Genomic DNA, 13,228 nt, shown 5'->3' with positions numbered 1-13,228 from the left:
GAGTAAATTATGTCAAATTTAGAAATACAAAGTATTATTGACGATATGGAGGAGTTTTCGTATGGAGCTGAAAGTGCTTTCGATTTGCTCCCTGAAAAGATCAATTTCAAATAACTTATCGAATCTGTCATCTATCTATACACAACCAAAACATTGTTTTCAATTTTTTTTTTAATATGATTTGAGTTTTTGGTTACCCTAACTCCCTTGGTTGAGGTTTAGCCAAGGGAGTTTGCCAAAAGAAAATAGATACGTTCCTTAAAATTATACCCCTGCCGGGCATTGAACCGAAAGTGCTCCCAGACAGGCTTTCTTACGTCTGTCTTTTTTGCCTATCTTTAGACGGAAGAAATTAAACAACCTACATTGAATTCAGGAAAAAAATAAAACCAATTAATAGCGTCATTTGAAAGGCTCACAGTGCCATCAATATTTTGCAACCCTAACAAATAACACTATCGGGGAGCAATATCAAGCCTGTGGATTCTAGTCTCTTGTCTTCTTGGGGTCCTTCCGACTATGCTCAGGATAAACTTCTCCTCCAAAAAGATAAACAAAAAAAGAGCCCCACTTTAGTGCAGCTCCTTTCACTTTTCTGATTTCTAATTCGTTAGAGGAAACCGTTTATCAAGCCTTTAGATACGTTGGATATTTTAACATACAAAATAGGTCAATAGACAACCTCCTATCCTATTAATGGTATAGGTCTCATAAGCATGCATGTTGTCCCAACAATCAGAACCAGGGTTCCAATTGCACCCAGCCCCGCCATAAGTGACCAAATAATTGTTAAAAGCAACTAATGCATCTAATAAACATCCTAACATCTCTCCCACACAGGATCTCTTCAAAGTCGATCAAAACCTTGGCACTGTTCAAACTTGGACTTGAGACATAACCCTTTGTTACCCCAACAAACAAATTTATTCTCGAACTTAGGCTTCTGTGAATTATCCTTTTTAATTAGAATAGCTTCTTTAAAGTTTGAGTATATTATATGTTTTATTTTTGAACCCTTTTTCAGCCCTGCCAAAACCTACATATTTTTGCAAGTTTCAAACCTTAGTGTTAGTATTGTGTTTAGTATCTATTTCCATAAATACACAAAAGGATAGCCTTGAAGGCGTACTCTCTTGATGAGGATTTAAGAATTTTAATCTTTAATCGTAACTTATTTTTTGCATTTTTAGAGCTTCCGGTTTTTTGTCTAACAAAAACCAATTCACTAATTTGGCTCTTGGTATGATAGCTCGCAAATTATTATTCTATATATTCTTTTTATTCTTCTCTATTCTTAATGGTCAAAACGTAAAAGTCACAAACCCTATTGGGTTGCCTTATATGCAACAATATACGCCTTTAGACTATAATTTTCACAGGCAAAATTGGTGTGTTATACAAGATGATAATGGTATCATATATGTTGGTAACAGTTCTGGATTATTGACTTTTGATGGCTTAAATTGGAGGAGTTATGAAACACCAAATAAGACAACAATTCGGTCTTTGGGAAAGGATGCCAATGGCAGGGTTTACTATGGAGCTCAAGATGATTTTGGATATTTAGATAATAACGATAAAGGAGAACTTTTGTTTATTTCTTTGGTAGATAACCTATCAAAAACAGTAAACAGAATTAGAGATGTTTGGAGTATACAATCTTTAAATAACCGAGTTTATTTTCAATCTCATCATCAAATATTCAGTTTTGATTCTAATAACCTTTCTCAAGAGCCAAATTCTGCAAACCTTGTTTATGAGTCGGTTAATTCTTCGGAGGAGATTAATGGTTTGTCTGTAGTAAATGAAGCGTTATACTTCTGGATTTTTTCAAAGGGATTGATGAAATTAGAGAATAATAGTCCTCAAATGGTCCCCGGAGGAGAGCTCTTAGCCCGAAAGGAAGTCACCAAAGTCCTACCTTTTTTTGATGAAAATTCAATGCTTATTTGCACCTTAACAAAAGGATTCTTTAAATTTACTGGAAATAGAGTAATTAAACATAATGTTTCTTCAGGATTAGAAAAATTACTTCTTAAAAATAGGATTTATAATGGTCAATTATTAGCCGAAGGAAATCTTGCCCTTGTTACTGATAAGGCAGGTTTAGTAATCGTTAATAAAGATACTAGGGTGCTACAAATCATTGGTAAATCCGATGGGCTCTTAAGCAATTCTATTTGTAACCTGTACACTGACACACAAGGAGGCCTATGGTTAGCTACTACTCAAGGAATTTCTAGGTTGGAAATACCAAGTGCTATCCAAAAATTTGTTTTGAATGGCCCAATTAACGACTTTGTTGAGCATGAAGAAGACCTTTATGTTGCTACAAAATTTGGCATTTTCAAAATGATTTCTGATAGTGTCTCTACTAAATTCATTGAAACATTTAATATTACTGATGATGCTTTTTCATTAGAATCTGTTGAAAAGGAATTGTTTGGCGCTTTTCCATATAAAGGTGTTTATTCGCTTAATGATGATGAATTAAAAAAGATAATTGACAGAGAGGTGCCTGTTAAAGTAAAGAAATCAAGATTCAATCCTAATTTAGTTTTTGTAGGAAGTGGATCAAATAATTATGGCTTTTCACTATTATATAAGCACAAAGAAGGCTGGAAGCGTTATTTTATAAATCCTGTTGTAAAAGACCAAACTAGGGTAATTCTTGAGGAAAAGCCTGGTATTATTTGGCTTGGAACTCGCAGAAAGGGTGTTATTCGATTAAAAATTCCAGAATTAATGAATGGTGATTTACCGGAGAATAATTTTCGTTTAAAAGATACGATTAATGCTGTATGGCAACGTTTCACGAAAAAGGATTCTATTTCTTCTTTTCGATCAAGGCTGTGGCTCGTCAATGATTCTATCAAGATTGCAACCTCTAATGGGTTACGTAAAATTGATTCAATATCAAATACTCTAGTGTTAGATTCTAGTTTGCATCCTAAATTAGGAGACTCCACAATGTCCGTAAATATTATAAAAGAAGCCGCAGACAAATCGTTATGGGTTTATAGCGATGTCACGCAAAACACACTAGCCAAGCTAATTCCAGAAAACGGCAATTACAACTGGAAGGAAGTTCCAGAATTAAACAGAACAATAGGTGAAACATTTACTGCATTACATACTGATAGTTCAAACCCAGATCTACTTTATTTAGGTTCACCCAATGGTGTTATAACATATAATTCTAAAATAAAACGACCTTATAATGCAGATTATAATGCTTTAATACGAAATGTTTTTATAGAAGATGACTCTTTGGTATTTAATGGGAATTGGTTTAGCTTTAAAGACGAGCGTTCATCGGAAACATATGAATTTTCACGAGATGCTATTCGTTTTGTTTATTCGGCAACTAGTTTTGATAAGCCAGAATTAACGACCTACCAAATATTTTTAGAGGGTTATGATGATGATTGGTCTAACTGGAGGTCAGAAACAAAGAAGGATTATACAAATTTACCAGGAGGTGACTATACTTTTAAAGTAAGGGCTAAGAATGTATATGGTGTAATAAGTAGTAATGATGCATATTCGTTTTCGATAAATCCACCTTGGTACTTAAGTGTTTTAGCTTATATAATATACACTATTTTATTGTTGATCAGTATCCTATTTTTACTCAGATATAGAGAAAATAAAATTAAAAAGAAGCAAAAAATTGAATTAGCAAGTCTAGAAAATAAGTTTCTAAAAACTGAAATAAAATATAAGCAGAAAGATTTGGCTGATTTTGCTGTTAATATTTCTCAAAACCAACAATGGGCTGCACATCTTTTAGAAAAAGTGAAAGAGATTAAAGTGACCAAAGGGCGGGCGAAAGGCAAAAATATCGAAATGCTTGAGCAAGAAATAAAAGATAAAACGTCTATAGAAAATAGCAAACTTGGTTTTCAAAAAAGGATTGATGTTTTAAATAATGCATTCTATGACTCATTAATAAAATTGTATCCAGATTTAACAAAAACAGAGATTAAATTATGTTCACTTATTAAGCTTAATTTAGATAGTCACGATATCGCCATTCTACAAAATGTGACCTTAGAATCTGTTTATAAAAGTAGAACTAGGCTTAGAAAAAAGCTAAAAATATCGCCAGATGTTGATTTAAACGTCTTCTTAAAACAATTCTAAAATAGTTTATAAATACCTATAAATCAATAATTTGTGAACAATAATTTACAAATTGTCCCTGATTTGTCCCTACTCCTTTTTCTTTTTTTAGCAAGATACTTCTCTACATTCGCCACAGAATTATTTGGTTATCGATTTCAAACCGACTTAAAAAAATGTTGAATGGGACTCCTAAAAAAAATTAAGAAACTATTGTTTCCAAAAACATCAAATGAACAAATTTTAGAGACGCCAGAGTCAATATTTTCCAATACCCAAATACTAATAAAAAATCAGCTTTTGAAAAAAGAAAAAGAAGTCTTGGAAAAAGTTGAAAGAGAACTCGAAAAAATTGAAAATAAAATAAAACAGTCATGAAAAAAATTACACTTTTACTTATAGGTTTAATGCTATCCATTAATTCATCGATAGCTCAAGGCGAATTTATTACCACTTGGAAAACCGACAATACTGGTCCATCAAGTGATACAGAAATTAGGATTCGAACATTTTCAGGAGAAACCTACAATTATGAAGTAGATTGGACTTATGATGGAAGTACGTTTAATGCAGAGGACACAAATGTTACAGGTAATATCGTCCATGACTATGGTGTTGCGGGAACATACACTGTGGCTATTAGAGGTGTGTTTCCCAGAATTTACTTTAATAATACGGGAGATAGGGAGAAAATATTAACCATTGAACAATGGGGAACTAATGTTTGGACATCAATGGAAAATGCCTTTTATGGTTGCACTAATTTGATGATAACCAACCCAACGATTGATGCGCCCAACTTATCAAATGTTACAAACATGAGCTTAATGTTTGTTGCCTCAAGTATTGAAGGGCTTATTAGTCAATGGGATGTTAGTAACGTTTCAGATATGTCCGGGATGTTTGGCTATGCACCAGCCTTTAATGAGGATATTGGAAATTGGGATGTATCTAGTGTCGTGAGCATGGTCAGTATGTTTGAAGGCGCTACAGCCTTTAATCAAGATATTGGGAATTGGGATTTAACTAATATTACTAATATGGAAGAAATGTTTTCAAACGTGAGCTTATCCATGACCAACTACGACAATATATTGATTGGATGGAATACCGATGATAGTGGAGTTGATGGTGACGGTATAGATGATATACCAACTAATATAACATTTAATGGGGGAAATAGCACCTATTGTTTTGGAGAAGCTGCAAGAGCTAATTTAGAAGCAACTTATAACTGGACAATTTCGGATGGTGGTAATGGGTGCGTACTAATAGATTATTTTGTGACTACATGGAAAACAGATAATCCAGGAACATCAAATGATACATCCATAACCATTCCAACATTTTCAGGAGAAACCTATAATTATGATGTCGATTGGACCTACAACGGTTCAAGTTTTAATGCTGAGGACAGTAATATCACAGGCGATATCACTCATGATTATGGTGTAGCGGGTACTTATACTGTAGCTATACGCGGTACATTTCCTAGAATTTACTTTAATAATGGTGGTGATAGGGAGAAAATACTAACCATTGAACAGTGGGGAACTAATGTTTGGTCCTCTATGCAAAATGCCTTTTATGGTTGCACCAACTTGGTGATAACTAATCCAACTATTGATGCACCAAACTTATCAAATGTTACAAACATGAGCTTAATGCTTGCTAATGCTTCAAGTCTTGAAGGGCTCGTTAGCCAATGGGATGTTTCTAATGTTTCAAATATGAGAAGTATGTTTTTAGGTTGCTCATCATTTAATGGAGATATAGGAAATTGGAATGTGATCAATATTACTGATATGGAACAAATGTTTAAAAAGACATCAGCTTTTAATCAGGATATAGGAAATTGGAATGTGTCCAGTGTTGTGAATATGGAAGAAATGTTTGAAGATGCAGCAATTTTTAATCAGGACATTGGGAATTGGGATGTGTCTAGTGTCGTGGATATGGGTAATATGTTTAATGGTGCAACCGTCTTTAATCAGGATATTGGAAATTGGGATGTGTCTAGTGTCGTGAAAATGCAGGGTATGTTTAGTGGTGCAACAACCTTTAATCAGGATATTGGGAATTGGAATATTTCTAGTGTCGAAAATATGGGTAATATGCTTCGTGGAGCAACAACCTTTAATCAGGATATTGGGAATTGGGATGTATCTAGTAGTTTGACTATGAATCATATGTTTAATGGTGCAACATCCTTTAATCAAGATATAGGTAATTGGGATTTAACCAATGTGACCAATATGAATAGCATATTTTTAAACGCAGGTTTATCTACCACCAACTATGACAATACATTAATTGGATGGAATACAGATGATAGCGGAATTGATGGTGATGGCATTGATGATATACCAGTTAATATAACATTCAATGGAGGAAACAGCACCTATTGTTTTGGAGAATCAGCAAGAGCTAATTTAATAACAACTCATAATTGGTCAATTATAGATGCCGGTTATGGGTGTCCGCTAGCAGATTATTTTGTGACCACTTGGAAAACCAACAATGATGGTTCATCAAATGATACGTCTATCACAATTCCGACATTTCCAGGAGAAACCTACAATTACGAAGTAGATTGGACTTATGATGGCCTCATATTTAATGCAGAAGACACTAATATTACAGGTGATATCGTCCATGACTATGGTATAGCTGGCACATACACCGTGGCTATTAGAGGGACGTTTCCTAGAATTTACTTTAATAATTCGGGAGATAGCCAAAAAATAATTTCTATAGAACAATGGGGGGCCAATGTTTGGACATCTATGCAAGAGGCTTTTTATGGTTGCACTAATTTGACGATTATCAACCCAACAATCGATGCGCCTAACTTATCAAATGTTACAACCATGTACTTAATGTTTGCTGATGCTTCAAGCCTGGAAGGGCTCATTAGTCAATGGGATGTTAGTACTGTAACAGATATGAGTTTTATGTTTTTTGGTACAACAGCCTTTAATCAGGATATAGGAAATTGGAATGTTTCAAGTGTCGAAAACATGAATAGCATGTTTCAAGAGGCCGCAGCATTTAATCAGGATATAAGCAATTGGGATGTTTCAAGTGTCGTGGAAATGGCAGGTACATTTCTGTTTGCATCAGCCTTTAACCAAGATATTAGTACTTGGGACGTTTCAAGTGTTGAGGCAATGAATGGAATGTTTCTGTTTGCATCAGCCTTTAATCAAGATATTGGTGCTTGGGATGTCTCTAGTGTAGAGACTATGGCTCAAATGTTTCAAGATGCACCAGCCTTTAATCAAGATTTGGGCAATTGGGATTTAACCAGTGTTACTGATATGGAAAACATGTTTTTAAACGCAGGTTTATCTACACTAAATTATGATAATACTTTAATAGGTTGGGCAACAGATTCTAGCGGAGTAGATAGTGATGGTATAGATGACATACCAACTAATATAATATTTAATGGAGGAAATAGTACCTATTGTGTAGGAGAAGTATCAAGAACTAATTTAGAAGCAACTTATAACTGGACAATTTCAGATGGTGGTAATGGATGCTTACTAACAGATTATTTTGTGACCACTTGGAAAACCGACAATCCAGGGGTTTCAAGCGATACAGAAATTACTATACCAACATTTTCAGGAGGCACCTACAGTTATGAAGTAGATTGGACCTACGATGGTTTAAATTTTAATATTGAGGACACTGGCGTAACAGGTGATATTACTCATAATTATGGTGCAGCAGGTACATACACTGTGGCTATACGCGGTACATTTCCTCGCATTTATTTTAATGATAAAGGAGATAAAGAGAAAATACTAATTATCGAACAATGGGGAACTAATGCATGGACCTCTATGGGAAGAGCATTCTATGGCTGTACTAATTTAAACATAACGAATCCTTCTATAGATACTCCAGACTTATCTAATGTTTCAAGTACGAGAAGTATGTTTTTGGATTGCTCATCATTTAATGGTGCGATAGGGAGTTGGGACGTTTCAAGTGTTGTGGATATGAGGAGTATGTTTGAGGGTGCAACAGCCTTTAACCAGGATATTGGAAATTGGGATGTTTCTGGCGTCTTGGATATGGATGATATGTTTGCTCTTGCAGCGGCCTTTAATCAGGATATCGGAAATTGGGATGTGTCTAATGTGGTGGATATGAATGAGATGTTTAAGGGTGCAACAGCCTTTAACCAGGATATAGGGAATTGGGATGTTTCTAGTGTTGTGGATATGTATAATATGTTTGAGGGAGCAACAGTCTTTAATCAAGATATCGGGAATTGGGATGTTTCTAGTGTTGAGAAGATATTTAATATGTTTGAGGGAGCAACAGCCTTTAATCAGGATATTGGGAATTGGGATGTAACTAGTGCCGATAATATGAGAAGTATGTTTGCGAATGCGACAGCCTTTAATCAGGATATTGGGAATTGGGATGTTTCAGGTGTTGAGTTTATGTATAATATGTTTGAGGGAGCAACAGCCTTTAATCAGGATATAGGGAATTGGGATATGTCTGGTGTTGGGTACGTGTACAATATGTTTGAGGGTGCAATAGCTTTTAACCAGAATATTGGGAATTGGGATTTATCTAATGTTCAGGGTATGGAAGACATGTTTTTAAACGCAGGTTTATCTACCACTAACTACGATAATACATTAATAGGTTGGGCAACAGATTCAAGCGGAGTAGATGGTGATGGTATAGATGATGTGCCTACAAATATAGATGGTTTTAATGCTGGTAATTCAACCTATTGTTCAGGAGAAAATGCACGTCAAGATTTAATAACTACGTTTGGTTGGACAAATCTTACCGATAGTGGATTGGCATGTGATATTAGTGAATACTTTGTGACCACTTGGAAAACCGACAATACTGGTTCGTCAAGTGATACAGAAATTACGATTCCAACATTTTCAGGAGAAACCTACAATTACCAAGTAGATTGGACCTACGATGGGTTAAATTTTAATACAGAGGATACTGGAATAACAGGTAATATCACTCATGATTATGGTGTAGCGGGCACTTATACTGTAGCTATACGCGGTATATTCCCACGAATTTACTTTAATAATGGCGGTGATAGCGGGAAAATACTAACCATTGAACAGTGGGGAACTAATGCTTGGACCTCTATGAAAGAAGCCTTTTACGGATGTACTAATTTGATGATAACCAACCCAACGATTGATGTGCCAAACTTATCAAATGTTACAAACATAAGCTTCATGTTTGCTGGTGCTTCAAGTCTTGAAGGGCTCATTAGTCAATGGGATGTTTCTAATGTTGGGAATATGGAAAATATGTTTCAGGAAGCAACAGCCTTTAATCAGGATATAGGGAGTTGGGATGTTTCTAATGTTTCGCATATGAGTAATATGTTTCAGGATGCAACAGTCTTTAATCAGGATATAGGGAGTTGGGACGTTTCAAATGTTGATTATATGGATTATATGTTTGAAGGAGCAACTACCTTCAATCAGGATATAGGGAGCTGGGATGTATCAGAGGTTGAGTATATGTATAATATGTTTGAGGGTGCAACAGCCTTTAATCAGGATATTGGAAATTGGGATGTTTCAACGGTTGATTATATGGATAATATGTTTAATGGTGCAATAGCCTTTAATCAGGATATTGGAAATTGGGATCTTTCAGAAGTTGAATTTATGGAAGACATGTTTTTAAACGCAGGTTTATCTACTACCAACTACGATAATACATTAATTGGCTGGGCAACCGATTCAAGCGGAGTAGATGGTGATGGTATAGATGATATACCAACTGATATAACATTTAATGGAGGAAATAGTACGTATTGTTTAGGAGAAGCTGCAAGAATTAATTTAGAAGCAACTTATAACTGGTCAATTGCGGATGCTGGTTATAATTGTAGCAGTGTTTATTTTATTACCACTTGGAAAACCAACACTACAGGGTCTTCAAATGATACATCTATTACAATTCCAACATTTCCAGGAGAAACGTATAATTACGATGTCGATTGGACCTACGATGGTTTAAATTTTAATGCAGAGGACACCGGTATTACAGGTGATATTACGCATGATTATGGTTCTATTGGTACATACACTGTAGCTATACGAGGCACATTTCCACGCATTTATTTTAATAATGATGGTGATAAGGAGAAAATACTAACCATTGAGCAATGGGGAACTAACGCATGGACTTCTATGGAGAATGCCTTTAGAGGCTGTATCAATTTAAACATTAATAACCCTTCTGTAGATGTACCCAATTTATCTAATGTTTTAAGTATGAAAGCTATGTTTTTTGACTGCTCATCATTTAATGGAGATATAGGGAATTGGGAAGTGTCTAGTGTTGAGAATATGAATGATATGTTTAGAGGAGCATCAGTCTTTAATCAGGATATAAGCAATTGGGATGTGTCTAGTGTCGTGAGAATAGTTGGTATGTTTAGAGAGGCATCAGCTTTTAATCAGGATATTGGCAATTGGGATATGTCTAGTGTTATAGATATGAGTCGTGTATTTCAGGGTGCAAGTGCTTTTAATCAAGATATTGGCAATTGGGATGTGAGTAATGTAACTGAAATGAATATTATGTTTCACACTGCATCAGCCTTTAATCAAGACATTGGGAACTGGAATGTGTCAAATGTTGTGGATATGAATGATATGTTTCGTGGTGCAACAGTCTTTAATCAAGATATTGGCAATTGGGATGTGTCTAATGTCATCACAATGAACAGTATGTTTCAGGATGCAACAGCCTTTAATCAAGATATAGGAAATTGGGATGTGGGTAATGTAACAAGAGTAATTGGCATGTTTAGGGATGCAATAGCCTTTAATAAGGATATTGGGAACTGGGATGTGGGTAATGTAATTCAAATGAATAGTATGTTTCGCGGGGCAATAACCTTTAATCAGGATTTAGGGAATTGGGATTTAACCAACATGGTTGATATGGGAAGCATGTTTCTTAATGTATCCCTATCCATCAATAATTACGACAATATATTAATTGGTTGGAATACAGATGATAGTGGTGTTGATAGTGATGGTATTGATGACATTCCAACAGATATTAGTTTTAGCGGTGGTGATAGCATGTATTGCAATGGAGAAGCTGCAAGAACTAATTTAATTGTAACTCATAACTGGACAATTTCGGATGCAGGTTTGGATTGTTCGCTTATTAGTTGTGCTTCTACCACAACCTATATTAGTGGAGATTGGGACAATGGTGTTCCAGATAGCAACACTCATGCTATTGTGGCAGAAAATTACAATACCAATATAGATAATATTGAAGCTTGTAGTTTAACTGTACTCTCTGGAATAACGCTAACTGTAGGTGCTGGAGAATTTATCGAAGTACAAGGGGATATTACCATTGAAGGGATTCTTAATGTAGCCCATGAAGGATCTGTGGTACAGGTAAATGAAGATGCCTCTTGTGTAAATAATGGATCCATAACTGTTACTAAAACTACCCCCAACCTCACTCCTACCGATTTTATGATTCTTGGCTCGCCAATGTCTCTAGAAACTCGTGAAGGTGTATATGGTCTAGGAGGAAGAGTACTTAATCATATTACAGCCAACTTTATCCCCAATCCAGATGTAGAGCTCCTTGCGCCAGGCAGCGCTAACTGGGCAGATGATAATGGAGATAACTGGGCAATACATACAGGGCTCGTTCATCCTGGAGAAGGATACTTTGTGAGACCTCAACCTAACCAAAGCACGGGAGGTTCCTTTAAACTAGACTATACCCTAGGAACACTTAATAGCGGCCAAGTAAGTTTTGACATTGTTTATAACGGTACTCAAAACAGTAGCCCTAACATAATGGGGAACCCATATGCCTCTGCTATTGATGCTGATCTATTTATTGGAGCAAATACTATGATAAATGAAGTATATTTCTGGGAGCATTTAACACCTCCTAGTACTACCTACCCAGGCTATCAACGTAATAGCTTTGATATGGGTTATATCTCGGTATATAGTAGTGGATCGGGAGGCGTTGCAGCAGCCAACGGAGGGGATATCCCAAGTAAATACATCGCATCTGGACAAGGATTTGGCGTGAAGGCTTCTGCCGCTGGAACTTCTATCTTTTCTAATAGTATGAGAGTTACCGGCCCTAATGACAACAATAGTGACAGGCAACAATTATGGCTAGAGGTATACAATGAAACATATGAACTTGGATCAACAATGCTTGTTGCATTTACACAAGGAGCTAGTGATAATTTTGAAGGTTTCTATGACTCCAAAAGAATGGCAACTCCTGTATCGCTATATTCCATACTGGATTCTGAAGAACAACTGGTTATTCAAGGGCGAACTGCATTTAATGAAGAACAAATAATAAATCTAGGATTCTCAACCATGGTAGAAGATAATCAAAGATATACCATCTCTATTAGAGACATTGTTGGAGATCTATTACTAGATAGTGATGTTTTTTTGGAAGACAAAGCTTTTAACAGCTATACAAATCTTTCAGAAAAAAATTACAGCTTTACTACCGATAATATCACTATCAACGACAGATTTGTGATTCACTTTAAAGATAATACTGTACTAGAAACTAACGATAATAACCTTTCAGGCATATCTATATATCCAGTACCTGCAACGAAAGAGTTTACCATTGTAAATAGCAGTTTCGTAGAACTTAAAAAAGCAAAGATTTACGATCTCTCGGGAAGAATTATTAAAGCCATAGACCTTACAAAGGCTCAAAGAGAAACCAAAATTAATATCGATGATCTTGCTTCGGCCTCCTATCTCCTAATTATAGAAGGGAATAACGGCCAAATAATCAAAAGAATTATTAAAGAATAAAAGCATGATACGATTAACTTTATATATCATTCTTAAAATATTCCCTACGAATAAAAGTGAAAACAAATCATCTATGTAATAAGAAGTGTTAGTTTTTTAGTTGAAACTTCCTTACATACCAAAAACATATGATGTAGGGAAGTTAAATTCATTACATCCAACATATTACAATTTAATATAACTAAAAACCCACTCAAATTGAGTGGGTTTTTAGTTTTGCTCCCCCTATTTGTTCATTATCG

At 35.3% G+C, this 13,228-nt stretch carries 3 protein-coding genes; all 3 read left to right on the top strand.

Annotated features, from left to right (window positions below):
* Window positions 1-1,230: 1,230 nt before the first annotated feature.
* Entirely contained in the window at window positions 1,231-4,146 is a 2,916-nt protein-coding gene (locus ACY2RT_RS06845) for a triple tyrosine motif-containing protein (RefSeq protein ID WP_490155154.1), read from the top strand.
* Between the two features lie 162 nt (window positions 4,147-4,308).
* The gene (locus ACY2RT_RS06840; RefSeq protein WP_490155153.1) at window positions 4,309-4,503 is read left to right on the top strand and encodes a hypothetical protein; all 195 of its coding nucleotides are present in this window, start codon (window positions 4,309-4,311) and stop codon (window positions 4,501-4,503) included.
* Window positions 4,500-12,986: a BspA family leucine-rich repeat surface protein gene (locus tag ACY2RT_RS06835; protein WP_490155152.1), complete on the top strand. Its 8,487-nt coding sequence runs from the start codon at window positions 4,500-4,502 to the stop codon at window positions 12,984-12,986. The genes ACY2RT_RS06840 and ACY2RT_RS06835 overlap by 4 nt, the downstream gene beginning before the upstream one ends.
* Window positions 12,987-13,228: the final 242 nt, after the last annotated feature.

The sequence above is a fragment of the Ulvibacter sp. 2210JD10-4 genome (assembly GCF_058148525.1).
Note: the sequence above shows the minus strand (reverse complement) of the source record. Positions and strands in the feature narration are given on the sequence as shown.

Coding starts and splice junctions, on each gene's coding strand:
- ACY2RT_RS06840 (WP_490155153.1), top strand. CDS start 4,309: ATGGGACTCCTAAAAAAAATTAAGAAACTATTGTTTCCAAAAACATCA.
- ACY2RT_RS06835 (WP_490155152.1), top strand. CDS start 4,500: ATGAAAAAAATTACACTTTTACTTATAGGTTTAATGCTATCCATTAAT.